This is a genomic window from Marinobacterium sp. MBR-111, assembly GCF_040547585.1.
Taxonomy (GTDB): domain Bacteria; phylum Pseudomonadota; class Gammaproteobacteria; order Pseudomonadales; family Balneatricaceae; genus Marinobacterium; species Marinobacterium iners.
On sequence record NZ_JBEPQA010000014.1, the window covers coordinates 15,244 to 40,085 of the forward strand.

Below are 24,842 nucleotides of genomic sequence, written 5' to 3' on the forward strand. Positions count from 1 at the left end.
ATGCCTGTAGCCTCTATTTCCGTTATTCTTAATGCAAGCTTAAAGCATCGAATAGTGTCACAAAAGCGCCAACTAATCCGCCAGCGGAGAAAAGTCTTGTCTGTAGATATCGGCACACTCTCAGAGATGAGCACCCCGGCACAGCAGGCTCGGCTGGTGCTGCTGCATGATCGTCAGGGTAAGGTATTGGCGCTGCTGCCTCCGTCACGGATGCTGGACCTGACCTCGGTAGCGAAACTGTATGGGCGCGAGCTTCAGGCTGCACGAGTGGATGATGCGCAACGCTTTTTTACTCAGCCGGGTCTGCAGACAGAGGCCGGTCAGGCAAAGCTGCTGTCGTTGCCGTTGCTGCTCGACAGCAGCCTTGGCGAAATGCCACTGCGTTGCAACGAGCTTCATTCCGGTCTCTGTTTTACGCTCAGCAGCGTGCCCACGCACGACCAGGTCAGTCGCGGTCAGGTCAGTTGTGATCCGGCAACCAGCGGTGTGGGTAGCGCTGGGCTGGATGATGCGACCGTGATCACCCGGGCCGTTGAGCGATTCACCAGTTTGCGGGTTCAGCAACGACTGGAAGATACGCTGGGTCTGCCGGGTCTGTCTCAGACCATGCGCAAGATTGTAATGCTGCGCTCCGACCCGGAAGCCGGCGTGGATGAGCTGGTGCCGGTCGTGAAGCTGGACCCGAGTCTGTCTGCACAGGTGATGGGCTGGGCGTCTTCACCCTATTATGCTGCCCCCGGACGCGTACGCTCAATCGAGGACGCGATCATTCGGGTATTGGGGTTCGACCTGGTAATCAACCTGGCGCTGGGGGTTGCCATGGGGCAGGTACTGCGGCTGCCCGAAGATACTCCACGGGGTACAGTGCCCTACTGGGAGCAGGCTGTTTATACGGCTACGCTGAGCGAAAAGCTGGCGCGATCCATTCCGCTGGAGCGACGGCCCCGTCCAGGGCTGGCCTATCTGGCTGGCTTGTTGCACAACTTTGGTTATCTGGTGTTGGGGCATCTGTTCCCGCCCCACTTTTCGCGCCTGTCACGTCATATCGAGGCCAACCCCCAGCTGGAGCAAAGCCTGATTGAGCAGGAAGTGTTACATGTGACCCGTGAGCAGGTGGGTGGGTGGTTGTTGGAAAGCTGGAAGCTGCCGGCAGAAGTGTCGGTAGCGGTACGCTATCAGCATGAACCCGGCTTTGAAGGTGAACATACGGAGTATGCGCGCCTGCTGTATCTGGCCAGCCGGCTGCTGCGTCAGCATGGCATGAGTGCAGGTCCGGCAGGGCCGCTGCCGGATGAGGTGATGCAAGAGCTGGGCCTGCAGCAGGCGGATCTGGAACAGGCCATGTTGGTGCTGAAAGCCGATGCGGAAGGGCTGTCGCAGCTGTCTGATCTATTCAGCGGTTCAGTGAGCTGATCAATCCTCAAGTGACTGTTCCAGTTGCTCCAGTGCCTCCAGCTGGTCCAGCCAGTCGGTTTCAATCTGTACCTGCCGCTGCTTCAGATCGGCTTGTTGCTGCAGCAGTGTTTTCAGCTCTGTCTTGCGGTTCTCACTGTACAGGTCGGCATCCCCCAGCTGTGTTTCGAGATCGCCGATCTGGGTGGTGACCTGCTCAAGTTGTTGCTCCAGGCGAGCGACCTGCTGTTTCAACGGCCGCAAGCGAGCACGCTGCTCAGCCTGGACTCGCTTGAGTTCCTTGCGCTCGGTGGCACTGAGTGAACGCTCGGCGACACTGTCGTTGGTGGTCTCGGGCTCGCTGCGTTTCTGCTCTTCTCGGCGCTGTTGGGCCAGCCATTGGTGGTAGTCCTCCAAATCACCATCGAACTCGCTGATCTGGCCATCGGCGACCAGCAGGAACTGATCGACTGTGTTGCGCAGCAGATGGCGATCATGTGACACCAGTATCAGCGCACCCTCGAACGCCTGCAGTGCCAGGCTCAGTGCGAGTCGAACCTCCAGATCCAGATGGTTGGTCGGTTCGTCAAGCAACAGCAGGTTGGGTTGCTGCCAGGCGATCAGGGCCAGCGCCACGCGCGCCTTTTCTCCACCGGAAAAGCGACCAACCGGGTCCAGCGCATCGTCACCGAGAAAACCGAAACTGCCGAGGAAATTGCGCAGCTCCTGATCGGTGGCTTCAGGGCTGATCCGCTGCAGATGTAGCAGGGGCGAAGCGTCCATGTCCAGCGCCTCGAGCTGGTGCTGGGCGAAGTAGCCGATGCGCAGGTGTTCACCTTCATGGCGCTCGCCGGTCAGCAACTCCAGATCGCCCACCAGGGTCTTAATCAGGGTGGATTTGCCAGCACCATTGGCACCGAGCAGACCAATGCGGGCTCCGGGGATCAGACTCAGAGACTGACCCTTGAGAATAGTACGATCCGGATAGCCCAGATCTGCTTCCGCCAACGTAAGCAGGGGAGAGGAGATCTTGTCGCTGGTATCGAAGCGGAAGGAAAAAGGAGAGTCTACATGAGCCGGCGCAATCTGCTCCATGCGTTCCAGCTCTTTGAGCCGACTCTGAGCCTGTTTGGCCTTGGTGGCCTTGGCCCGGAAACGGCGTACAAACTGTTCGATCTGTTCGACGCGGGCCTGCTGTTTTTCGAACGCAGCCTGCTGCTGTGACAGTTTTTCGGCACGGAGGCCTTCGAACGCGGTGTAGTTGCCTTTATAGAGTGTCAGGGTCTGCTGGGCCTGATGCACGATATGGCTCACCACGTTGTCGAGGAAGTCTCGGTCATGGGAGATCAGCAGCAGGGTGCCGGGATACTGGCGCAGCCACTGCTCCAGCCAGATGGTGGCATCCAGATCCAGATGGTTGGTGGGTTCGTCCAGTAGCAACAGATCGGACGGGCACATCAGGGCCTGGGCCAGATTCAACCGGATGCGCCAGCCGCCGGAAAAGCTGTTGACCGGCCTTCCTGCGTCATCCGGGGCAAACCCGAGCCCGGCCAATAGCTGATGCGCGCGTGCTTCGGCGCGATAGCCATCCATCGCATCCAGCTCGGCATGCAGCTCGCCGATCCGGTTAGCCTGATGCTCCGCTTCTGCGACTGCCAGTGCGGCCTCAACGGCACGCAGACGGTGGTCTCCATCCACTACATAGTCCAGTGCACTGCGCTCGGACGTATCCACTTCCTGTGCCATATGGGCAATACGAAGCCGTGAGGGCAGTTGCAGCTCACCGCCGTCGGGTTGCAGCTGGCCCAGCAGCAGCTTGAACAGGGATGACTTGCCCACGCCGTTGGCGCCGACAATACCCACCTTCCAGCCGGCATGAAACGTCAGGCTGGTCTGTGCTAGCAACTGTTGGGTACCGCGATGTAAGCTTAGGTTCTGTATCTGAATCATGGCGCGAGATTTTAGCACAGCATGAGTCTGGAAAATCCTCTCTGGCAGTACGCATTGACACTTTATTCTCGGTCGGGGGTTGAACAATGCTGCCTGCAGTTGCAGGATCAGGGAGCCGTAGTCAATCGCCTCCTGTTTGCCTGCTGGCTTGCCAGTCAGGGCATCAAGCTTGATCATGATCGGTTACACCAATCAGGCAACCGTTGGCAGCCTGAGGTTACCCGGCCATTGCGGGCAGTGCGCTTCAGGGTGCGTGAGCAGTTGGCCGCGCTGCCCGAGGCTGAAGCCTGTTATCGAACTTTACGTCAGGCGGAGCTGGCGGCAGAGCAGCTGGAGCTCATGCTGCTGTGGCAAGATGGCCAGAGCTGGTTACCTGACAGTGAGGTGGGCGCGGCGCTGTTCCGGCACAACCTGCAGCAGGCGCTCGGCGAACACTACAACCGGGTCTCTGGTGTGCTTCTGCTGCAACTGCAGTCGGCTGCGATTGCACTGCTTGATGATGACTGAACTTTCCTCCGGGCAAGATGTACTAACAAGAACATGTCCGAACAACACTAAGGATTCACATGATGAAAAAAAGCATGCTGGCACTGGCTCTCAGTGGAGCACTGGCCACAACGGCAACAGTGCAGGCACAGGCACTGGAAACTGAACAGCAGAAACTGAGCTACAGCCTGGGGCTGATTTTGGGCGAGCGTATCCAGGCGGATGTTGAAGAGCTGGATATCACTGCATTCAGCCAGGGTGTCGAAGCTGTGTTTTCCGGCGAGGAGCCGGCACTTGATCAGCAGCAGGTTGCCGAGGTGATGCAGGCGTTCCAGAGTCGCAAGATGGAAGAGCAGCGTCAGGCGATGGCAAAGCTGGCCGATGAAAACAGCGCCAAGGGCGCCGCCTACATGGCTGAAAATGGCGCGAAGGAAGGTGTTAAAACCACTGATTCAGGGCTGCAGTATGAAGTTCTGACAGCTGGCGAGGGCAAGAGCCCCAAAACCACGGATACCGTCAAGGTCCACTACCGTGGCCACCTGATTGATGGTACTGAGTTTGACAGTTCCTACGCCCGCAATGAGCCGGTTTCTTTCCCGCTCGATGGTGTGATTCCGGGCTGGACCGAAGGCTTGCAGCTGATGAAAGAAGGTGGCAAAAGCCGCCTGGTGATTCCGGCAGACCTGGCTTATGGCCCGGGTGGTATGGGTAATGCGATCGGCCCGAACGAGACACTGGTGTTCGAAGTGGAGCTGCTGGAAGTGAATCCTTCAGAGTAAGGCTGTTCCGGTCAGGGTGAGCCCGCTGCCTTCAGACAGAGGCAGCGGGGTCGCCGGCCACTGCTGCTCCTGTCACCAGCTGTACCGTCCTACCTGAGCCAGTTCATGACCCCGTTGGACCCTGCAGCCAGCCAGCTGTTTCCGTCCGCACCAAACGCCAGTGCAATGATACCGGTACTGGTAGGTCCGTAGGCTGCTCGCTTGTGTCCCTTCCAGCGTTTGATCAGCTCGCCCCGGTTTACATCCCAGAGCTCTACCGTACCATCTGCACGTCCGGCCAGAAGGCGATCACTGTTGTCTGAAAAACGGGCGCTGAGATAGCTGAGCTTGCGTGGAAACAGGGTCTCGCCCCCACTGAGGTGAAACAACGTCTCGCCGCTGGATGTATCCCAGACCAGTGCCTGATCCAAACTGCCGGAACTGAACGCAAAGCGGCCATTGGGTGAAAGTGCAACAGTGTCGACCGTATTGCCAAGTTTCACCTGTTGCAGAATCTGGCCGCTGTCGAGATCCCACAGGCGGGCGCTGTAGTCATCAGCCCCGGTCAGGGCCGTGCGCTCGTCGCCACTGAGGGCGACGCTGCGTACCCGCGCCTGGTGGCGGAGGCTGGTGCGGATACCGCCGTTGCGAATATCGAAGTAGACCGCCTCATGGTTGGCCAGCCCAAGCAGTGCATAGGCACCGCCGCTGGAAAGATCGGCCGCCAGAATTTCGCCGGGTGAGCTCCAGAAGCCTTCTGCCATGCCGGTATCGACGCTCCACAGCACAAGATCCTGTGGGTTTGCAGTCAGGGCGTAGCGGCCATCGGGGGAAAAGTCTACCGCCGGTAACACCGAGAATACGCCAGGCTGGTGGTTCCAGTCATACAGGCGCGCTTCATTATTCAGATCCCAGAGACTGCCACCATGGGTCACGGCACCGACCAGTGCATGCCCTCCGTCGGGGGCAATGGCCGTGCTGTAGGCACCGCTTTGCTCGGTTAGCTCAAGCCAGCGGCTTGGCGAGTGAGCGCTGCCGTCACAGCCGGCAAGAGCGAATGCAGACAACAGCAGGCAGACGGATCGTTGCACGGCTACACCATGTCCTTGTGGGCGTTGTGCAGCGTTTCGATGAGTTGATCTTCCAGCTCAAAACGCTCTTCCAGGGCCTCGCCAAGTGCCGACAGATCTTTCGAAAGTTGGCACAATTGACGCAAGGTGGGGCGTTCCAGCTTGCCATAATGATCGTTGAAATCCAGCGATGCATCAGTGGAAGGCTGAATTTTCGGAAAGATTGCCTGAGAGCGCTCGAGACTGCCGTCAGCGAATTCACTGCCTTCTCGCAGCAGCTGCTCGTAGACCTCGAAGTGGCCTGAAGACAGGTAGTCCATCAGCAGTACACAAAACTCTGACAGGGAACTGTTGAGTGGGGCACCGGCCTCCTGACCCTGCAGGGAAACGAACACCGAAATCAGCTGCTGTCGCTCCTCCAGCCAGTGATCAATGATTGTGCTGACACCACCCCAGCGTTCTTTGGCGTCGCGGCATTTTTCCAGCATGTTCGATCCCTCCCGATTGACTGCCTCAATACTACTGCCAGGCAGCCAGCGGGTGCAACAAGCATCCGAAGGCATGGAGATTGCGCACCGTGCAGCGGTATACTGAGTTTTTGCACACACGATGCGGAGAGTTTTGGGATGTGGAAAAGCAAAATGCTGGCATTACTGCTGCTGGCAGCCAGTGTCAGCCTGCCTGCGCAGGCGGAAAAAACAGCTGAAGACTACATCAACTACATTGAGCTCAAGCCTTTTGTGACCAACTACGGTGGCCCGGGACCGGTTCGTTTCCTGAAGGCTGAAGTGACGATCCAGGTGGATGACCCGTCAGCGCATCATGCCGTCAATGCTCACGTTGCGCACATCCGCAATGATTTGGTGTTTCTGTTTTCGGGTGTTACGGAAGAAGATCTAGGCAGCATCGCCGCCCAGCAGGTACTGGCAGAACGGGCCCTGCAGACGGTACAGCAGCTGTTGAAGGAAGAGACCGGCAACACACATGTGGCCGACCTCTTTTTTACCAGCTTTGTAACCCAGTAGTTTTCAGCGTGCCACGTAGTCGGCCAGAAACTGATCAAACGGCGGTTGTTCGGCCTGCTCCAGTTCAGCCTGCTCCGTCAGCGAGCGAGCGGCTTCGTCCAGCAGGGATTGCTTCACGGCGGGGTCGATAAGGGGCTCAATATTGGCTCGATGCTCTGAGCTGATTGCCAGTACCCATTCACTGTAGCCCATGCCGCTTTCACGCAGGGCTTTAAGCACTTGGGCCGATGGCGTCAACGCGGAGTCTTCCAGCTTGGCGCGCTGCAGCGAGACAGATCGACGGTAGTGGTCGGTGCCCTGTGCATCGTCCAGCAGCGCAGCGGTTTTGGCCACTTTTTCCAGCACTTGGTAGCCCAGCGCCTCACGGCTGACTTCACCGGCGGGCGTCAGCAGCTTGAGACCCGGCTCGCGACCGCGGTTGACGACACGGCTGTGGTTTTCAGCCACCATCCGGCACTCGGCTTCGTCCAGGTCATCGGCCTGTCCCAGCAAACAGCTGATCAGGAAGACATTGAGGAAGCGGGCCTGATCCAGATCCATGCCCAGGGGCAGCAGTGGGTTGATATCGGTGTTACGTACCTCGATATACTCAACCCCGCGCTTGATCAGGGCGTGCACGGGCTTTTCCCCGGACTGTGTCACCCGTTTTGGACGGATGTCACTGTAGTATTCGTTTTCGATCTGCAGCACGTTGGTGTTCAGCTGACGGTATTCGCCATCGACTTTGACACCAATGTCTTCATAGGCCGCGTGCGAAGTGTGAATCGCCTGCTGCAGCGAGTCGGCGTAACTGTCCAGATGGTTGAAACAGATCTGCAGTGATGCCTGAGCCTTGTTTGAATAGCCCAGATCGCTCATACGCAGGGAGGTGGCCCATGGCAGATAGAGCGTGTTCGCATTCAGTGTTTCCAGCTGGTGAGACCGTCCAGCCATGAAAGAGGCGGACAGTGCCGGAGAGGCTCCGAACAGATACAGCAGCAGCCAGCCGTAGCGACGGAAATTGCGGATCAAACGGAAGTAGCTGGCAGAGCGAAACTCCTGCAGGCTGTCACTGTTTTCACATATCGCCTGCCACTGTGGCCAGAAGGCTTCCGGCAGGGAAAAGTTGTAGTGGATGCCTGCAATGGTCTGCATCATCTTGCCGTAACGGTATTTCAGCCCCTGACGGTACACGTGCTTGAGCCTGCCCACGTTTGAGCTGCCATAGTCGGCGATGGGGATCGCATCCTCTCCAGCAATTTCACACGGCATGCTGGCACACCATAGCTGCTCATCACCGAGCTGCTGCCAGCTGAAGGCGTGCAGATCGGAAAGAAACGCCAGTGCAGACTCCGGGCTTTCGTGTACCGGGGTGATGAACTCCAGCAGCGCTTCAGAGTAGTCGGTCGTGATGTACTTGTGAGTCAGTGCCGACCCCAATCCTTGAGGGTGGGGTGTCTGTGCGATCTGCCCGTCAGGACGCACTCTCAGGCCCTCCTTCTCGATGCCCTGCAGGGTCCGGGTAAGGAGGTTGGCACAGCCCTGGCGGGCCAGAAGTTCAAGTTGGTGTTCCAGAGTTGCCAGCACCGTCATCATTCCTGTCACTTGCGTTGAAGGGGCGCATTATACGCCCTGCCCCGGTTTAAATGCATCCGCTTGCTGTCAACGGCCTTGTTTGAGGCCGGCCGCGCGCAGTTTGTCCGCCAGAGTTCCACCTGCAGCAGCTGGTGCCGGACGAGGCGGCGGGGCGGCGGACTGTCCCGTCGCGCCGGTTGGCTGCTTGCTGGAGCCTGACTTCATGCTCAACGCAATCCGCTTGCGTTTTTCGTCTACCTCCAGCACTCGGACCTGTACGATCTGGCCGCTGCTGACCACTGTATGTGGATCGCTGATGAAGCGGTCGGACAGCTGAGATATGTGCACCAGCCCGTCCTGATGCACTCCGATATCGACGAAGGCGCCGAAGTGGGTCACGTTGGTAACGACACCTTCCAGCTCCATGTCAGGCTGTAGGTCCTTCAGGGTTTCGACGCCGGCGGCATACTGTACCGATCGAAACTCCGGACGTGGGTCACGGCCGGGCTTTTCCAGCTCGGCGATCACATCACGAAGGGTATAGGTGCCATAACCCTGTGCTTCCAGCCGGGCTCTGTCGACCTGCTGCAGTTTCTCCGGCTGTTGCAGCAGGGCTTTGAGTGACAGCTTGCAGCTGTCGGCAATCGCTTCGGCAAGAGGATAGCTCTCCGGGTGTACCGCCGAGTTATCCAGTGGCTCTTCACCTTCACGAATGCGTAGGAAGCCGGCGCACTGCTCAAACGCTTTTGGTCCAAGACGCGGAATCTTCAGCAGCTGGCGTCGGTTGCGTAGAGCGCCATTGGCATCGCGCCAGGCGACAATGTTCTCGGCCGTGGTGCGGTTAAGGCCTGCCACGTGGCTTAACAGGGCTGCCGAGGCGGTATTCACGTCCACACCGACATGGTTGACGCAATGTTCAATCACGCCGGTTAACGCATCACCTAGGCGGCTCTGATCGACATCGTGCTGATACTGGCCGACGCCGATCGACTTGGGATCGATCTTGACCAGCTCTGCCAGAGGGTCCTGCAGCCGGCGCGCGATGGATACAGCACCACGGATGGTGACATCCAGATCGGGGAATTCAGCCGCCCCCTGTTCGGATGCCGAGTAGATGGAGGCTCCCGCCTCGTTGACCAGTACGGCCTGAATGTTCTGCTGTGGCAATGCCTTGCACACTGCCTGTGCCAGCTGCTCGGTCTCGCGCGAGGCGGTGCCGTTACCCACAGCGATCAGCTCGATCTGGTGCCTTTTTGCCAGTGTGGTCAGTGTGTGGAGGGACTTGTCCCATTGCTGTTGTGGTACATGTGGATAGATGGTTGTGTAGTCGACCAGCTTGCCGGTAGCGTCGATAACCGCCACCTTGACACCGGTACGCAGGCCCGGGTCCAGCCCAAGGGTGGCGCGGGCCCCGGCCGGAGCAGCCAGCAACAGATCCTGCAGGTTGCGGGCAAAGACCTCAATGGCGGCCAGGTCAGCCTGTTCACGCAGACGTTTGATCAGCTCGGTCTCCAGCGAGGGGCGCATTTTTTTCTGCCATGTCTGCTGCAGTGTTTGCAGCATCCAGCTGTCGAGCTGGGCCGGACGTAGATGGTGGCGTTTGGCCATCTGCTCTTCCGGCCAGCCGGCAAGATTTTCCGGCAGCTGCAGGCTGGCCTTAAGTACGCCTTCGGCTACCCCGCGCAACGCAGCCAGTGCCCTGTGCGAAGGTACGCGCGCGATCGGCTCGGCGTAGTCGAAGTAGTCACGGAATTTGCTGTCCGGATCCGCCTTGCCACGGGCTGCACGAACCTGCAACTCGCCCTGCTGCCACAGTCGTTGGCGCAGGACGCCGATCAGCTCGGCATCCTCGCTCAGGGTCTCCAGCAAGATCTGGCGCACGCCCTCGGCCACTGTGTCAGCATCAATAAAACCGGCTTCAGAGTTGAGAAACTGCTCCAGCTTGCCTACGGGCAATTGCCCTTGCTGCAGGGCTTCCAGCGCCAGCGGCTCCAGTCCTGCCTCACGTGCTTCCTGTGCCTTGTTGCGCCGTTTGGGGCGGTAGGGCAAGTAGAGATCTTCAAGGCGGGCGCGACTGTCGGCCGTCAGCAGGGCCTGCTCCAGTTCCGGTGTCAGCTGCTGCTGTTCACGCAGACGACCAAGAATCGCTTCGCGCCGGCTTTCCAGCTCTCGCAGCTGCCCCAGCCGCTCATGCAGTTGGCGCAGCTGGGTATCATCCAGGGCGCCGGTCTGCTCCTTTCGGTAACGGGCGATGAAGGGAATAGTGGCGCCTTCGTTCAGCAGGGCCAGCGTAGCTGCTACCTGAGCCGGGCGGATGCTCAGCTCGGTAGCCAGTTGTTGTTCGATTGTCATGGGCGCTCGTGTTCAGACTCAGGGGAGCTGCAGAATCTGCAGCGAGTTGGTGCCGCCATGCTCGCCGAGACGGGCGCCGCGGGTCAAGATGATGCGGTCGCCGCTGCCGAGCAGTTCTCGAGCCTGAAGGCCGGCCAGAATTTCGTCATTCAGGCGCTCTTCACTGACGGCGGTGGCATCGAAAAACATCGGCATTACGCCACGGTAAAGTGCCATGCGACGCAGGGTACGGTCATTGCGGGTGAGGGCAAAAATTGGGATGCCGGAGCGAATGCGCGACATCCACAATGGGGTCGAACCGGATTCGGTCAGACAGATGATTGCCTTGATGTTCTCCACGCCGTTGGCGGTGTACATGGCAGCACGGGCAATCGCCTCGTCGGTGCGGGTACACAGGTGATCAGGTGCTACAGGGGCCGGGCGCGACAGCTGATGCTTTTCGGCACCCTGGCAGATACGGGTCATCGCCTGCACCACTTCTACCGGGTAGTTGCCGGCGGCGGTTTCCGCCGAGAGCATCACCGCATCGGTACCGTCGAGAATGGCGTTGGCCACATCGAACACCTCGGCACGGGTCGGCATCGGGTTGAGAATCATGGTCTCCATCATCTGGGTGGCGGTGATCACCACGCGGTTGAGCTGGCGTGCACGCTTGATGATATGTTTCTGCACACCGATCAGTTCTGCATCACCGATCTCTACACCCAGATCGCCCCGCGCCACCATGACACCGTCGCAGGCGTTGATGATCTCATCCAGCGCTTCGGGTGTGGCTACGGTTTCGGCGCGCTCCACCTTGGCGATAATTTCGGCGCGGCTGCCGGCGGCTTCCAGCAGTTCACGCGCGACGTTAAGATCCTCGGCGGTACGCGGGAAGGAAACGGCGACATAATCCATTTCCAGCTCGGCGGCCACCTTGATGTCGTGCCGGTCCTTGTCGGTCAGTGCAGCGGCACTCAGGCCGCCGCCCTGACGGTTGATCCCCTTGTTGTTGGACAGAGGGCCGCCGACCGTTACTTCGGTTTCAATGCGACTGCCATTGATCTCCAATACCTTTAACTGTACGCGACCATCGTCCAGCAACAGAATGTCACCTGCGCTGCAATCCTGCGGCAGTGCCTTGTAGTCCACGCTGACAGCGTTTTGGTCGCCAGCGGTTCCATCCATGGCGGCATCCAGTGTAAAGCGATCACCGATCGCCAGCTGGATAGGCCCTTCCTTGAAGCGGGAAATGCGAATCTTTGGGCCCTGCAGGTCACCCAGCAGGGCCACGGACTCACCGGTGCGGCGGCTGGCCGCACGCACGGCATCCACCCGGCGGCGGTGATCGGCTGCGCTGCCGTGTGAGAAGTTAAGACGTACCGTGTTTACGCCGGCACGGATCAAGTCATCAATTACGCCGGCTTTGTCAGTAGCAGGGCCCAGAGTGGCAACAATTTTGGTACGCTTAAGCATCTGTTTGGGTCTCATGGTCGAGGATGGGACGGGAGCTGCGACTAAAGTATGATTCTGCATCTGTTTTTTCAAGCACTGCCGGGTAATCAACCGGTGGCTGACTGCCCTTATGGGGGCGGCAGGTGAATTCCGCCGTGCGCAGCAGCCACCGGCCCCTGTCGTTGTTGCTGGGGTTATTGGTGCTGGTACTGGTGTTGCTGCAAACGGCCCAGCTGAGTCAGCGACAAGCACTGGAAGCACTGCAAAGTCGGGCCGAATCGGATCTGAACCGCTATGCCCTGAGTGTGCAGCAGAAGCTGGATCGGTACAAGGATCTGCCACGGCTGCTGGCAACCCACTCCAATTTCATGGAAGCACTAGCCCAACCGGAAAATCCCGATGTTATTCAGCATACGAACCTCTATCTGGAACAGGTAACGCGTATCCTGGGTGCATCAGACAGCTACCTGATGGATGCGCAGGGCGTCACCCAGGCCGCGAGCAACTGGAACCGGGAGAACAGCTTTGTCGGGCTGAATTTCGGCTTCCGGCCCTATTTTCGTGATGCCATGGCAGGCAAGGCCGGACACTATTTCGCGCTGGGAACGACCTCTCGCCAGCGTGGCTATTATTTTTCCTGGCCGGTCAGGATCGGTGAGCGGATTGCGGGTGCGATCGTGGTCAAGATCGACCTGAATGAGGTGGAACAGGACTGGAGCGATCCGATCATCGATATTGCCGTGACCGATGAAGATGGCGTTATTGTCATCACGACTCGGCCGGAGTGGAAGTTCCATGCACTGGGCGGTTTGTCTTCACAGGATCTGCAGCGCATTCAACAGAGCCAGCGCTATCTGGGACAGCCACTGGAGCCGCTGGAGCTGGTTCGCCACCAGACGCTGGAGGGAGGGCGGGCTGAGCGGGTGACCCTGCGAAGGACAGGTGATCAGGCATCCCATCCGGTTGCCCAGCGCAGTGAGGATTTCCTGCTGCTGACCAAGCCGGTGCCTGATACTGGCCTGAACGTGGCGGTCTTTGCGCGCACCACTCCCGTGGATCGGGCCGTGCTGCAGGCCGTTGTGTTGGCGGGTTTTGTCTGTATAGCGTTGTTATTGCTGGTGCTGTTTATTCAGGCTCGCTGGCGTATTGTGCGGCAGCGACGTGAATTTGAAGTTCGTGAACTGCAGGCCCTGCAGGCGGCACGGGATGTACTGGAAACTCGTGTTGAAGAGCGAACGGCCGATTTGACACGGACCAACGCCCGCTTGCTGGAAGAGATGGAACAGCACCAGAGTACCCAGAACGAACTGGTACAGACCGCCAAGCTGGCAGTGTTGGGCCAACTGGCGGCCGGGATTAATCATGAGCTGAACCAGCCACTGACGGCGATCCGCAATTATGCCGATAATGCTCAGGCCTTCCTGCGCCTGGAACGGTTTGATCGGGTTGGGGATAACCTGAAAGAGATAGCCGGGCTGACCGACCGAATGGCGAGGATCATCCACCCGTTGAAAGAGTTCGCTCGCAAAAGCAGTGGCCGTCCGATGCCGGTGTCATTGCAGGCCGTTAAGGATGGAGCCATGTCGATCATGTATGGGCGCCTGGGCCAGCAGGGTGTTGAAATCGTTTGGCCGGCAGGGCTGTCTCGGATCCATGTGCTGGGCGATACGCTCAGACTGGAGCAGGTGCTGGTTAACCTGTTGGCCAACGCCATGCAGGCAATGGAGTCGTGTGTGCACAAACGAATCGAGGTTGGTCTGGAACAGCAGAGTGAGCGGATAAGGCTTTCGCTGCACGATACCGGTCCTGGCATTGAGGCGGAAGATCCACAGCAGGTATTTGAGCCTTTCTACACCACCAAACAAAGTGGTCAGGGCCTGGGTCTGGGGCTATCGATCTCCCACAGGATTATTGAAAACCTGGGTGGGCACCTGACTGCGGCCAATCATCCCGAAGGTGGTGCCGTGTTCACCCTTGAACTGCTGCTGGCCCAGCCCGCCGAGGCTGGCATAGATGGAGATTCACAATGAACAAGCCTGATCTTCTGCCGGTTATTTTGATCGATGATGAACACCATATCCGTGTGGCGGCTGGACAGACGCTGGAGCTGGCCGGATATGAAGTGACGACGCTGGAACGCGCTGAGCCAGCACTCGAGCGCGTCAGCGAGGACTGGCCAGGGGTGGTTATCACGGATATCAACCTGCCGGGAATCGATGGACTGGAGCTGATGCGCCGCATCCATCAGGTTGACGCAGACCTGCCGGTCATTTTGATTACAGGGCATGGTGATATCTCCATGGCCGTCAGCGCGATTCGCGAAGGGGCCTACGATTTTATTGAAAAACCCTTTGCAGCTGAGCTATTGCTGGATGTTGTGCGCCGTGCACTGGACAAGCGCAATCTGACACTGGAGATCCGCCAGTTGCGGGATGAACTTGAAGCGCAGAACGTGCCGGGCCCGCGTATCATTGGCAATACCCCCATCCTGCGCGCCTTGCGTCGTACCAGCCGCTCTGTTGCCGGGATGCCGGCAGACATCCTTATTCATGCCGAAACCGGCTGTGGCAAGGATCTGCTGGCGCGCTATCTGCATGAACACGGACCGCGGCGTGAACACAACTTCGTTGCCATCAACTGTGGTGCCGTGCCGGAAAACCTGATTGAAAGTGAGTTGTTCGGCCACGAGGCCGGGGCGTTTACCGATGCCAAAACGCGTCGCATCGGCAAGTTTGAGCACGCCAGCGGCGGCACGCTGTTTCTGGATGAGATTGAAAGCATGCCGATGGCGCTGCAGATCAAGCTGCTGCGTGTGCTGGAAGAGCGTGCCATCGAGCGACTGGGTTCGAATACGCTGATTCCGCTGGACTTGCGTGTCATCGCTGCCACCAAGGTGGACCTCAGGCAGGAGGTGGCGGCAGGCCGCTTCCGTGAGGATCTGTACTACCGTCTTAACGTGGTCAAACTGGATATTCCGCCCTTGCGGGAGCGGCGAGAGGATATTCCGCTGCTGTTCCAGCACTTCGCTCTGGTGGCATCTTCCCAGTACGGGCGTGAAATGCCATCGTTGTCAGCCGAGCGCATGCATAGCCTGATGCTGCATGACTGGCCCGGTAACGTCAGGGAGCTGCGTAATCTGGCCGAACGCTATGTTCTGCTGGGGGAGGGCTGTACTTTCGATTTCGATAATCGTCCGATCAGCGACCCTGACTCGGTCGGGGAGATGAGCCTGCCGCAGCAGGTGGAGCGGTTTGAGAAAATGTTGATCCATACCGAACTTGGGCGACACGGAGGATCGATCAAGGACACCCAGGAAAGCCTGGGGCTGCCACGCAAGACACTGTACGACAAGATGAAAAAGTACGGCCTCGACAAGCGTGATTACAAGCAGTAATCGATCGACATCAGAGTCGGTTGCCAGCCAAACCTGATGGATTTGGCTGGCAACCAGCGGGGTTTAGAGCTTGAAGCGGCTGAGCATTTGCTCCAGCTCTTTTGACAGCTGTTCCAGCTCATCTGAAACACGGTTCAGATGCTCGGAACGCTCGGCGGTGTCTTCTGCACTGTTGCTGATCTCGCTGATGCTGCGTTCCACACTGCTGGCCATTTCACTCTGCTCGCGGACGGCACTGGCGACCTGATGGTTAAGGTCGTTGATCACGCGGACTTCTTCCGTGATGTTGGTCAGCGCTGAGTTGGTCTTCTGTACCTGCTCGACTCCGTCGCCTGCCGCTGCCAGTGCCTGTTGCATCACGGTTACGGCCTCTTGGGCATCATTTTGCAGTTCGGCAATGATGTGATTGATCTCTTCGGTAGAGTTATGAGTCCGGCTGGCCAGTGTCCGTACCTCGTCCGCGACCACGGCAAAGCCACGACCCTGCTCACCGGCTCGAGCCGCTTCGATCGCCGCATTCAGAGCCAGCAGGTTGGTTTGCTCGGCAATTTTCTGAATTACCTCCAACACCGTCCCCACATTCTGACTTTGACTGTCCAATTTCTGGATCACTTGGGTGGCGCGGTCTATATCCTGCTGCAAACGAGTAATGGCGGTAATGGCCTGCTGAGTAACGCGCGCGCCGTTACTGCTTTCCTGCAGCGCCATATTGGATGCGGACACCGTGTTTTCAGCACTGGCCGCAACACTGCGTGTGGCGGCTTCCATCTGCTCCATGGCCGAAGCGACGGAGCTGGTTTGCATTTGCTGATGATGTACAGCCGACGCCGATGCGGTAGCGACTTTGCTGATACGGCTGCCTGAGTCGGCCAGTTGTGCCACGGTTTGACGAACATGCTGCATGCTGTCGTGGATGTTTTCCAGCATCGAGTTGAAAGCAGCCGACATCTCGCCAATTTCGTCGCTGGAGCTGACCGGAGTGCGCTGGTTCAGGTCGTTGTCGCGCTCAATAGCATGAATAGTCTCGGCCAGGCGGTTCACTGGCGTGACCACGATACGACGCAGCAGCAGGCTGATCAGGATGATGCCGGCAACGAACAGTGCCAGCTCGATCAGGGCAACACTGATCAGATTGCTGTTGATCTGCTTGTCCAGCGCTTCATAGGAGTAGGTCACACGAACGGCTCCGACCACTTCACCTTCTTCCACCTGATGGCACAGCAGGCAGTTGGTGCCCTTGTAATCAGACAGGGCGCGCATTGGCGTGACGACGGTAAGGCGGTGCCCCTGCTCATCGTTCAGTTCTTCAATCACCTGCTCGCCGAGCATGGCTCGTTGATCATATTCATCAACCGGCATCGAATCTGGAGTACCGGGGCCGTACACGTCTGTGATCTGCTGACCACGAATAATGCGGGCTTCAGTGATGGCTGGGTTGGACAGAATTTTTTGCTGTAGCGTGCCACGGTTGGCCATGGCGCCACTGAGCATCAGCATGTTGATGCTGTCGAAGTAGGAATCAGCCGAGTCAAGAGTCGAACGGGTAACAACGTTGTCAACCAGTGAGGTTTCGCTGCGATATATGGTGGTCAGAGAGCTGATGAGAATAATCAGAAATACAGCAATCAGCGAGAGGTTAACCTTGTTTTGTATCGACAGACCTTTTTTCACTGTATCCCGTTCCGATCTTAGGTTGGAGGTTGTTATGTGACAGGGGGCAGACACTAATTGTGTATTCACATTACCAGATCCTAAGCGAAAAAACGCTGAACCGCTACAGACCCGGATCAACTTCAGGCCCGTTAACACAGCTACTTGTGAGCCCTGTGCCCTGAAATGAAAAAGGGCGCCCCGGCAGGGGGCGCCCTTGACTATTACCACGGATCCAGGGGCTAGCTGGCCAGAGCAGTGCGACGTGTTGCCAGCTGCCAGAACAGTACCAGTGCACTCAGGCCGATACCGATAGCATCGGTGAGCAGGCCACCGGCAATCATCGCCAGAGCGGCCACCAGCAGCATGCATCGCTGGACACGGTTGACACTGCCGTTCAGGAACCAACCCTGAATCGAGGCGGCCAGCAGATAGATGCCGGCCGAAGCGGTAATGAACACGCGCAGGACCTCACCCCAGCCGCCCTGCATCAGCAATGCGGGGCTGTAGAAGAACATGAATGGCACGATAAACGCAGCCAGACCGAACTTGAACGAGGTCACGGCGGTCTTCAGCGGGTCTGTTCCGGAAATCGCGGCAGCCGCGTATCCGGCCAGTGCAACAGGCGGTGTGATGGCTGACAGTACCGCGTAGTAGAACACGAAGAAGTGTGCAACCAGCGGCGGAATGCCGATCTGCTGCAGACCCGGAGCCACCACGGATGCCGCGACGGCGTAGGCGGCCGTGGTTGGCATGCCCATGCCCAGCAGGATGCTGATGCACATGGCGAAGAACAGTGCCAGCATATGGCTTGCATCTGCAATCCCCAAAAGCATGGAGGCGAAGCGAGCGCCCACTCCGGTCAGGCTGATGACCCCGACAATGATACCGGCACAGGCACAAACAGCGATCAGCGGAATCGCCATGCGCGCACCCAGCGACAGGGCTTCAAGCAGCGCGCGGATGCCCATGCGGTAGGGGGTCAGCCAGGAGACAACGGCGGCACTCACCATAGCCAGTGTACCGGCCCGAATAACCGAGTAGCCCATGAACAGCGTGGAGACCAGAATGATGATCGGCAGGAACAGGTAGACCTGCTTGATCATCTGGCTGAACACTGGCAGCTGGTCTTTCGACAGGCCTGACATCCCTTCGCGACGTGCTTCCAGGTCAACCATGAAATAGATCGACAGGAAATACAGTGCAGCCGGGATCAAAGCGGCAATGGCGATATCGGTGTAGGGAATGCCGGTCACTTCCGCCATGATAAAGGCGCCTGCTCCCATGATGGGGGGGACGATCTGGCCACCGGTGGAGGCGGCGGCTTCGATACCACCGGCACTGCGTGGGTGGTAACCGACCTTTTTCATCAGCGGGATGGTAAGACTGCCGGTGGCCACCACGTTGCCTGCCGAGGTACCGTTAATCATGCCCATCAAGCCGGATGCGAATACTGCCACCTTGGCCGGGCCGCCACGGGCGCGACCGGCCGCGGCAAAGGCAAAGTTGACGAAGTAATCACCTACACGCGATGCCTGCAAAAAGGCGGCGAAGGTGATGAACAGAATGATGTAGGTGGATGATACCGCGGTGGTTGGGCCGAGAATGCCGTTATCGGTGTAGATGTAGGTGAAGAAACGCTGCATGGAGTAGCCACGGTGCTCCAGAATACCCGGCAGCCAGGGGCCGGCAAAGGCGTACGCCAGAAATACCGCCGTGATGATAATCAGGGCCAGACCGGCGACACGTCGTGTCAGTTCCATGATCAGAACGACACCGGCCAGTGCTACCAGAAACTCGGTTTGGCCCGCCATCGGTGTGCCTGCAGCCATGCGCCAGCGACCCAGAACAAACAACAGGTAGGCTGCAACAACAATGGCCGACAGCATCAAAACCCGGTCAGCCCAGAAAATATGCCGGTTATGGCCGGTACGCCAGATCCAGCTGCTGATGACAGCGGCCCCGGTTCCGAGTGCCAGTGCCCAGGCAACCTGAGGCAACAGCCAGTTGGGCGGCAGTTCACCCAGCACCATACGACTGAACCACGCATAGGCGATGCCTGCGGCGGCCAAAACGATAGCCAGACTGGTTGGCACGCGGGCGGCCCACTGCAGTGGCGACAGCGGCGCTGGTTGTGTCTGTCGGTCGAGGGTAAAAGCTGCGATCAGTGCAAACCCCACCACCAGGCCGCCTGCGACATGGATGATGCGGAATGCCCAGGTTTCGATGGGGGATACGTTCAATGCGTAGAGGTGCAGCAGTGTGTAGCACACACAGGTGAAGAAAATGATCTTGCCAACTGCGCCACTCAGATCCCGCTCGTTATGACCAAGCGGAACATCGGCTACGCCTTCTGCGCCGATTTTGTCTGCTGCGGCATCGGCGGATGCCGGAGTTTTGTCTGTCATGTTATATGGACCTGCATTAAGCCATGTTGAGCGCTGCCGGTCAGTGGTCCGGCAGCGCGGGCAAACGTCCCTATTGAGCGAATCAATCCTTCATGTTTGCCGGGATTTCATAGCCGTTCTCTTCGAACCAGCGGACTGCACCGGCGTGCCAGGGCACGATGGTGTTGTACTTGTAGTTCTCCGGCAGGGTTTCCTTGGCCGCACCATGGATCTGCAGCATGCGGTCGTTGTTTTCCATCACGGTCTTGGTTACGCCGTATACCAGCGATTCCGGCATGTCCTTATGGGTGATGGCAAAGTTCCACAGTGACAGCGCAGATACATCTTCATCCAGTGAAGAGTAAACAGAAGCAGGGATGGTACCGGCACTCAGCTCAGGGTAATCAGCTGCGATCTTTTCAATGTTCTTCGGCGAGTAAGAGAAGATGTTCACATCAGCTTGGGCTTCCAGCTGGTTGAAGGCTGAGATCGGCACGCCGGCTGCAAAGGCAAAGGCGTCAATCAGGCCATCCTGCAGCTGACCGGCCTGATCGGCCGCACCACCATTACGGGTGCTGACGTTCAGCCCCAGTTTCTTGAACAGCTGCGGATGGTACATGTCAGCGGTACCGCCGGCAGGGCCAACACCCACGGTCTTGCCATCCAGGTCATCCACGAAGTCGATGCCTGAGCTCTTGAGGGCAATGATCTGCAGAGTGGTCTGATACATCGGGAATACAGCGCGGACATCTTCATGGGACATGCCCGGTGCCAGAGCGCTCTTGCCCTGCAGTGCTGCTACCAGCGGCCCGGTGGTGACCATGCCAAAGGCATGCTCGCCCATCTGTACCAGAGTGGCGTTCTGAACCGGACCACCGGTCACTTCTGCACCGGCCGAGATACCCAGGGCTTCACCGACCATATTGGCCCAGCCGGCGCCATAGATGTAGTAAGTGCCACCCTGGCTTGCGGTACCCACCGTAATGCTGCTGGGCCAATCGCTGCGATCTTCGGCGAATGCTGCGGTGGTCGCCATGACAGCGCCGATACAGCCGGCAACCAGTGATTTCTTGGACAGAATATTCATTATTGTATTTCTCCTGTTGTGTTGCTTGTTGTCTTGCGGTTGTGCTCCAGTGACCTGATAAGGCTCAGGACCTGACGGTCAAAACGGGAATGGGGGAGTGGCGTACCACACGCTCGGCTGTAGAGCCGACCAGTATTTTTTCGATACCGGTCTTGCCGTGGGTACCCAGAATGATCATGTCGGCACCCAGCTGTTTGGAGGCCTCGATGATGTCGGTGTAGCCACTGCCGAACATCACCTCATGGGTCAGCTGAATGCCCTGAGATTCGGCATCGGCAAAATGCCGCTGGCAGAAGGCTTCCATATCCGTGTTGGCCACCTCTGTGACCTCATGAATAAACGTATCGATCACGTCAGCGGGAATGCGCTTGCGGCGCTGGTCGGACAGCTCCGTGATCACATGCAGCAGATGGAGTCGTGCACCGGTCAGTGTGGCGAGGGTGCGGGCATGTTCTACGGCCTTTTCTGCGCCTTCCGAAAAGTCGGTCGCGAACAGCAATGTGTTGTAGGTCGCCATGGATGTACCTTTACTTGTTGTTGTATCCGGCAGTGGCTGATGCAAGCCCGGGCGCCGTGTAACAGCTGTAAAGCAGGCTCCGTGCCAATCTGTGGCAAACAGCCTTTTTCGGGGGGTGGGATATGAGCAGGCGATCCGGTAAACCGCAAGATGGGCGGAGAATCACCCGTAGTCATGGATGAAATGGGTGGAAAGCCGCCCGTTTGTTGCTGTTTTCTGCCACCGGGTGGTTCAGGCTATAATGCCCCTCCTTTTGAATCCGACAGAGAGACAAGATGCTCGGAGTAATCGCAGCATTCTGGGGCTTTACCGGTATCTGCCTGCTGCTGGGCAGTGCCGTCTGGCGCCTTGGCAGCATGGCGCTGGATATGCCGCTGGACAGTTTTGACTGGTATCACTGGGTGGCGCTGGTACTGTGCTTGGGCTTCATGGGATTTGCAGAGGGCTACCGTGGCTTTCAGCAGAACTTTTCACCCCGCACGGCCGCGCGAATCCGCTACCTGAAAGGTCATGTCACGCCGCTGCGACTGCTGTTGGCACCTTTGTTCTGCATGGGATTCTTTCATGCCCAGCGGCGTCGGCAGATCATCACCATCTGTCTCAGCAGCGGCATTGTGTTGTTGATACTGCTGGTGCGACTGCTGGAGCAGCCCTGGCGCGGAATTGTGGATGCGGGTGTGGTGCTGGGTCTGAGCTGGGGGCTGGCGTCGCTGGCGCTGTTCACCCTGCAGGCGCTGACACGTGATGTCTATGATGTCTCGCCGGAGACACCGGATCGGCCGGTGGGGCCGAGTCCGGTGGTGCGAGCGGGCTCAGCCCAGAAATAGCTGATAGGCAGGGTTGTCGGTCTCGTCGTACCAGGTGTAGCCGATCTCTTCGAGGAAACGGGTCACTTGGCTGCGCTCGGTCTGCGGGACCTGCATGCCAACCAGTACGCGTCCATAGGCGGCACCGTGGTTGCGATAATGGAACATGGATATGTTCCAGCGTCCGCCCAGCTTGCTTAGGAATTTCATCAAGGCGCCGGGGCGTTCCGGGAATTCGAAGCGGAACACCGCTTCATTGTCCACGCTTTGCGGGGCGTGACCGCCGACCATGTAACGTACATGCAGCTTGGCGGTCTCGTCGTCGGTGAGATCGACCACCTCATCCAGATGTTCGCGCAGTTCTGTCAGCAGCTCTTCACGCCCGTCATTGTTCGGCCGTACCTGAACACCGGCAAAGACGATCGCCTGATCATCATCGCTGTAGCGGTAGTTGAATTCAGTGATGTTACGCTTGCCCAGTACGGTGCAGAACTTCTTGAAGCTGCCGGGGCGTTCCGGGATTTTGGCGGCGATGATCACCTCACGCTTTTCGCCCAGCTCCGAGCGTTCGGCGATATGCCGCAGCCGGTCAAAGTTAACATTGGCACCTGAGTCGATGGCGATAAGTGTCTGGCCGCTGATGCCTTCACGGGCAACGTACTTCTTCAACCCGGCCACGCCCAGAGCCCCGGCCGGCTCGCACACCGAACGGGTGTCATCGAAAATATCCTTGATGGCGGCACAGATCTCATCGATCGAGACGGTGATCACTTCGTCCACGTGGTCCTTACAGATCTCCCAGGTGTGCTCGCCTATCTGGGCAACGGCCACGCCATCGGCAAAAATGCCAACCTGGTCCAGAATTGCACGTTCGCCCTTCTCCTTCGCCAGTGCAAGGCAGGCGGATTCGACCGACTCAACGCCGATGACCCGAGTTTCCGGACGCAGATACTTGACGTAGGCGGCAACGCCGGCGATCAATCCACCACCACCTACCGGTACGAAGATCGCATCAATATGACCACTTTCCTGACGCAGGATTTCCATGGCAATGGTGCCCTGGCCCGCAATCACCTCAGGATCGTCATAGGGGTGGACATACACCAGCCCCTTTTCAGCCATCAGCTTTTCCGAGTGGCGGCGAGCATCGTCAAAGGCGTCCCCGATCAGTACCGCTTTGCCACCAAGGCGGCGCACGTTGTTCACCTTTACATCCGGTGTGGTGCGCGGCATCACGATGGTGGCCTTAACACCGAGCAGTCGGGCTGCCATGGCAACGCCTTGTGCATGGTTGCCGGCAGATGCGGTAATCACGCCGCGCGCCTTCTCATCGTCGGTGAGCTGCACCATCTTGTTATAGGCGCCGCGCAGTTTGAAGGAGTAGACTGGCTGTTCGTCTTCACGCTTGAGCAGCACTCGGTTGCCAAGGCGTTCAGACAGGCCGCGCGCTTCGTCCAGCGGTGTTTCGATGGCGGCATCATAGACACGCGCTTCGAGAATTTTCTTGATATATCGGTGTGGCATAGGGACAGGTATCAGCATCGGTTCAGGTGGCCCGAAAGGGCACAGGATCAGAGAATGGTATCGGCTTGACTGCCCAGCGTCTACAAGGGCAACCCAGGGTTGCTATAATCCGAACTCAGTTTGAATCAGCGACGGGCACAAAGATGACACAGGAAAAGATGAAACTGGCGGTAGCGCAGGCAGCCGTTGACTACATTAAACCCCGACTACGTGATGACAGCATAGTTGGAGTCGGTACTGGTTCTACAGCCAACTGTTTCATCGACGCACTGGCGCAGGTGAAAGACCGCTTTGCGGCGGCTGTTGCCAGTTCTGAAGCTACAGCAGAGCGCCTACGCGGGCACGGTATTGACGTGCTGGATCTTAATTCAGTCAGCCAGATGGAGTTCTACATTGATGGGGCTGATGAGTTTGACCCCTACATGAACTTGATCAAGGGCGGTGGCGGTGCGCTGACGCGAGAAAAGATAGTTGCAGCCGTGGCAAAGGAGTTTGTTTGTATAGTGGACCAGTCCAAGCAGGTGGACTTGCTCGGAGCATTCCCGCTGCCGGTGGAAGTGATCCCCATGGCGCGCTCGTATGTGGGCCGTCAGTTGGCGGCGCTGGGTGGACAGCCCGTGTACCGCGAAGGCTGTGTGACTGACAACGGAAATGTGATTCTGGATCTGCACGATCTGGAAATTCTGGATCCAAAAGCGCTGGAGGTGCAGCTGAATAATATTGTTGGCGTGGTGACCAACGGTCTGTTTGCGCAACGTGGAGCGGATCTGATTCTGATGGGGACGCCCGAAGGGGTCCAAACCCTCAAGCGCTGATATCAGCGTCTGGTCTTGTCTGCATCATGCGGGCAAGGCCGGGGCGGGTCACTATCCTGCTCCAGAAAGGCCAGTATCGGGCAGTCTGCCGCTGAGCCTTCACCGTCACACAGGGCGGACAGTCCTTCCAGCGCTGCCAGTATCTGCTGCAAGTCACGTACCTTGCTGCGAATATCAACAATGCGTTGTTCGACCCGCTGTTTGACGGCAGCCGATTCCAGTTCGGGGTGCTGTTGCAGTTGCAACAGGTCCAGCGTTTCTTCGAGTGTAAAGCCCAGCCCCTTGCAGCGGCGGATAAAGGCCAGCCGTTGCAGGATTGCAGGCGGGTAAACGCGATAGCCCGAAGGCAGGCGTTCAGGGGGCGGGATCAGGCCTCGGCGCTCGTAATACCTGAGGGTTTCGACGCTGAGGCCTGAACGGCGCGCCAGCTCACCAATCTTGAGTGAGCTCATGCGGCCAGTCCGGTGTTTACCACTGAACCACCTTGGTCAACACGATGCTCACCGGCATGGTTACCCAGGCCAGTGCGACCAGGTTGATCAGAATCCAGCCGTAGCCGGAGCTGTCACGAAAGTTTTCATCATGATGAGCCATGTTTCACCCTTATCCAATAGAACTGTTTAATTAATGATCAGCATAGG

General features: G+C 58.3%; 21 protein-coding genes. 8 read left to right on the top strand and 13 right to left on the bottom strand.

The features are described 5' to 3' along the window. Positions 1-96: 96 nt before the first annotated feature. Positions 97-1,413, top strand: a complete 1,317-nt coding sequence (locus ABIE61_RS11070) for an HDOD domain-containing protein (protein ID WP_354409454.1) — start codon at positions 97-99, stop codon at positions 1,411-1,413. On the opposite strand, the gene ABIE61_RS11075 is transcribed toward ABIE61_RS11070, so the two are convergent. Beyond that, on the bottom strand, positions 1,414-3,342 hold the full coding sequence (locus tag ABIE61_RS11075; RefSeq protein WP_354409575.1) for an ATP-binding cassette domain-containing protein: 1,929 nt from the start codon (positions 3,340-3,342) through the stop codon (positions 1,414-1,416). Positions 3,343-3,363: 21 nt separating this feature from the next. Between ABIE61_RS11075 and ABIE61_RS11080 the strand changes: the two genes are divergently transcribed. Further along, positions 3,364-3,849 (top strand): TIGR02444 family protein, encoded by a 486-nt coding sequence (locus ABIE61_RS11080; RefSeq protein ID WP_354409457.1) that lies wholly within the window; start codon positions 3,364-3,366, stop codon positions 3,847-3,849. 62 nt (positions 3,850-3,911) lie between these two features. Next, positions 3,912-4,607 carry a BamJ family beta-barrel-assembly machinery protein gene (bamJ, locus tag ABIE61_RS11085; RefSeq protein WP_206841808.1) on the top strand — a complete coding sequence of 232 codons (696 nt, stop codon included), beginning with the start codon at positions 3,912-3,914 and terminating at the stop codon, positions 4,605-4,607. A gap of 89 nt (positions 4,608-4,696) precedes the next feature. Here the strand turns inward: bamJ and ABIE61_RS11090 are convergent, their stop codons facing one another. Both ABIE61_RS11090 and rsd read right to left on the bottom strand, forming a co-directional pair. Further along, positions 4,697-5,677 (bottom strand): WD40 repeat domain-containing protein, encoded by a 981-nt coding sequence (locus ABIE61_RS11090; protein WP_091826264.1) that lies wholly within the window; start codon positions 5,675-5,677, stop codon positions 4,697-4,699. A gap of 2 nt (positions 5,678-5,679) precedes the next feature. Continuing rightward, the gene (rsd, locus tag ABIE61_RS11095) at positions 5,680-6,144 is read right to left on the bottom strand and encodes a sigma D regulator (RefSeq protein ID WP_091826265.1); all 465 of its coding nucleotides are present in this window, start codon (positions 6,142-6,144) and stop codon (positions 5,680-5,682) included. Positions 6,145-6,282: 138 nt separating this feature from the next. On the opposite strand from rsd, the gene ABIE61_RS11100 reads away from it, so the two are divergent. After that, positions 6,283-6,681, top strand: coding sequence for a flagellar basal body-associated FliL family protein (locus tag ABIE61_RS11100; protein ID WP_091826267.1), 399 nt, complete (start codon positions 6,283-6,285; stop codon positions 6,679-6,681). Between the two features lie 3 nt (positions 6,682-6,684). On the opposite strand, the gene gshA is transcribed toward ABIE61_RS11100, so the two are convergent. From gshA to pyk, 3 genes are all read right to left on the bottom strand, one after another. Next, complete coding sequence (gene gshA, locus ABIE61_RS11105; RefSeq protein WP_354409461.1) at positions 6,685-8,256, bottom strand: glutamate--cysteine ligase; 1,572 nt, start codon at positions 8,254-8,256, stop codon at positions 6,685-6,687. Between the two features lie 66 nt (positions 8,257-8,322). Continuing rightward, positions 8,323-10,587, bottom strand: a complete 2,265-nt coding sequence (locus ABIE61_RS11110; RefSeq protein WP_354409464.1) for a Tex family protein — start codon at positions 10,585-10,587, stop codon at positions 8,323-8,325. A gap of 18 nt (positions 10,588-10,605) precedes the next feature. Next, complete coding sequence (pyk, locus tag ABIE61_RS11115) at positions 10,606-12,042, bottom strand: pyruvate kinase (RefSeq protein ID WP_354409466.1); 1,437 nt, start codon at positions 12,040-12,042, stop codon at positions 10,606-10,608. 134 nt (positions 12,043-12,176) lie between these two features. Here pyk and ABIE61_RS11120 point away from each other — a divergent pair, with 134 nt between their 5' ends. Beyond that, positions 12,177-14,051 carry a sensor histidine kinase gene (locus ABIE61_RS11120; RefSeq protein WP_354409469.1) on the top strand — a complete coding sequence of 625 codons (1,875 nt, stop codon included), beginning with the start codon at positions 12,177-12,179 and terminating at the stop codon, positions 14,049-14,051. Beyond that, positions 14,048-15,415 carry a sigma-54-dependent transcriptional regulator gene (locus tag ABIE61_RS11125; RefSeq protein ID WP_091826274.1) on the top strand — a complete coding sequence of 456 codons (1,368 nt, stop codon included), beginning with the start codon at positions 14,048-14,050 and terminating at the stop codon, positions 15,413-15,415. Before ABIE61_RS11120 ends, ABIE61_RS11125 begins: the two co-directional genes overlap by 4 nt. A gap of 63 nt (positions 15,416-15,478) precedes the next feature. On the opposite strand, the gene ABIE61_RS11130 is transcribed toward ABIE61_RS11125, so the two are convergent. From ABIE61_RS11130 to ABIE61_RS11145, 4 genes are all read right to left on the bottom strand, one after another. After that, complete coding sequence (locus tag ABIE61_RS11130; RefSeq protein WP_354409472.1) at positions 15,479-17,086, bottom strand: methyl-accepting chemotaxis protein; 1,608 nt, start codon at positions 17,084-17,086, stop codon at positions 15,479-15,481. Positions 17,087-17,307: 221 nt separating this feature from the next. Then, positions 17,308-19,473: a TRAP transporter fused permease subunit gene (locus ABIE61_RS11135; RefSeq protein WP_091826277.1), complete on the bottom strand. Its 2,166-nt coding sequence runs from the start codon at positions 19,471-19,473 to the stop codon at positions 17,308-17,310. An 82-nt stretch (positions 19,474-19,555) separates the two neighbouring features. Then, positions 19,556-20,539, bottom strand: a complete 984-nt coding sequence (locus ABIE61_RS11140) for a TAXI family TRAP transporter solute-binding subunit (protein ID WP_354409475.1) — start codon at positions 20,537-20,539, stop codon at positions 19,556-19,558. Positions 20,540-20,603: 64 nt separating this feature from the next. Next, positions 20,604-21,056: a universal stress protein gene (locus ABIE61_RS11145; RefSeq protein ID WP_091826281.1), complete on the bottom strand. Its 453-nt coding sequence runs from the start codon at positions 21,054-21,056 to the stop codon at positions 20,604-20,606. Positions 21,057-21,331: 275 nt separating this feature from the next. Here ABIE61_RS11145 and ABIE61_RS11150 point away from each other — a divergent pair, with 275 nt between their 5' ends. Beyond that, positions 21,332-21,883 (top strand): hypothetical protein, encoded by a 552-nt coding sequence (locus ABIE61_RS11150; RefSeq protein ID WP_091826282.1) that lies wholly within the window; start codon positions 21,332-21,334, stop codon positions 21,881-21,883. Here the strand turns inward: ABIE61_RS11150 and ilvA are convergent. Further along, positions 21,869-23,386 carry a threonine ammonia-lyase, biosynthetic gene (gene ilvA, locus ABIE61_RS11155; protein WP_354409480.1) on the bottom strand — a complete coding sequence of 506 codons (1,518 nt, stop codon included), beginning with the start codon at positions 23,384-23,386 and terminating at the stop codon, positions 21,869-21,871. The two genes, ABIE61_RS11150 and ilvA, sit on opposite strands and share 15 nt — an antisense overlap. A 143-nt stretch (positions 23,387-23,529) precedes the next feature. On the opposite strand from ilvA, the gene rpiA reads away from it, so the two are divergent. After that, positions 23,530-24,201, top strand: a complete 672-nt coding sequence (rpiA, locus tag ABIE61_RS11160; RefSeq protein ID WP_091826512.1) for a ribose-5-phosphate isomerase RpiA — start codon at positions 23,530-23,532, stop codon at positions 24,199-24,201. Positions 24,202-24,203: 2 nt separating this feature from the next. On the opposite strand, the gene ABIE61_RS11165 is transcribed toward rpiA, so the two are convergent. Next, complete coding sequence (locus ABIE61_RS11165) at positions 24,204-24,653, bottom strand: heavy metal-responsive transcriptional regulator (RefSeq protein WP_091826286.1); 450 nt, start codon at positions 24,651-24,653, stop codon at positions 24,204-24,206. A 16-nt stretch (positions 24,654-24,669) separates the two neighbouring features. Continuing rightward, positions 24,670-24,795, bottom strand: coding sequence for a hypothetical protein (locus ABIE61_RS11170; protein ID WP_277987737.1), 126 nt, complete (start codon positions 24,793-24,795; stop codon positions 24,670-24,672). Positions 24,796-24,842 lie beyond the last annotated feature (47 nt).

Coding starts and splice junctions, on each gene's coding strand:
- bamJ (WP_206841808.1), top strand. CDS start 3,912: ATGAAAAAAAGCATGCTGGCACTGGCTCTCAGTGGAGCACTGGCCACA.
- ilvA (WP_354409480.1), bottom strand. CDS start 23,386: ATGCCACACCGATATATCAAGAAAATTCTCGAAGCGCGTGTCTATGAT.
- ABIE61_RS11125 (WP_091826274.1), top strand. CDS start 14,048: ATGAACAAGCCTGATCTTCTGCCGGTTATTTTGATCGATGATGAACAC.
- pyk (WP_354409466.1), bottom strand. CDS start 12,042: ATGCTTAAGCGTACCAAAATTGTTGCCACTCTGGGCCCTGCTACTGAC.
- ABIE61_RS11150 (WP_091826282.1), top strand. CDS start 21,332: ATGCTCGGAGTAATCGCAGCATTCTGGGGCTTTACCGGTATCTGCCTG.
- ABIE61_RS11110 (WP_354409464.1), bottom strand. CDS start 10,587: ATGACAATCGAACAACAACTGGCTACCGAGCTGAGCATCCGCCCGGCT.
- ABIE61_RS11100 (WP_091826267.1), top strand. CDS start 6,283: ATGTGGAAAAGCAAAATGCTGGCATTACTGCTGCTGGCAGCCAGTGTC.
- ABIE61_RS11165 (WP_091826286.1), bottom strand. CDS start 24,653: ATGAGCTCACTCAAGATTGGTGAGCTGGCGCGCCGTTCAGGCCTCAGC.
- ABIE61_RS11080 (WP_354409457.1), top strand. CDS start 3,364: ATGAGTCTGGAAAATCCTCTCTGGCAGTACGCATTGACACTTTATTCT.
- ABIE61_RS11075 (WP_354409575.1), bottom strand. CDS start 3,342: ATGATTCAGATACAGAACCTAAGCTTACATCGCGGTACCCAACAGTTG.
- rsd (WP_091826265.1), bottom strand. CDS start 6,144: ATGCTGGAAAAATGCCGCGACGCCAAAGAACGCTGGGGTGGTGTCAGC.
- ABIE61_RS11145 (WP_091826281.1), bottom strand. CDS start 21,056: ATGGCGACCTACAACACATTGCTGTTCGCGACCGACTTTTCGGAAGGC.
- ABIE61_RS11140 (WP_354409475.1), bottom strand. CDS start 20,539: ATGAATATTCTGTCCAAGAAATCACTGGTTGCCGGCTGTATCGGCGCT.
- ABIE61_RS11135 (WP_091826277.1), bottom strand. CDS start 19,473: ATGACAGACAAAACTCCGGCATCCGCCGATGCCGCAGCAGACAAAATC.
- rpiA (WP_091826512.1), top strand. CDS start 23,530: ATGACACAGGAAAAGATGAAACTGGCGGTAGCGCAGGCAGCCGTTGAC.
- ABIE61_RS11170 (WP_277987737.1), bottom strand. CDS start 24,795: ATGGCTCATCATGATGAAAACTTTCGTGACAGCTCCGGCTACGGCTGG.
- gshA (WP_354409461.1), bottom strand. CDS start 8,256: ATGATGACGGTGCTGGCAACTCTGGAACACCAACTTGAACTTCTGGCC.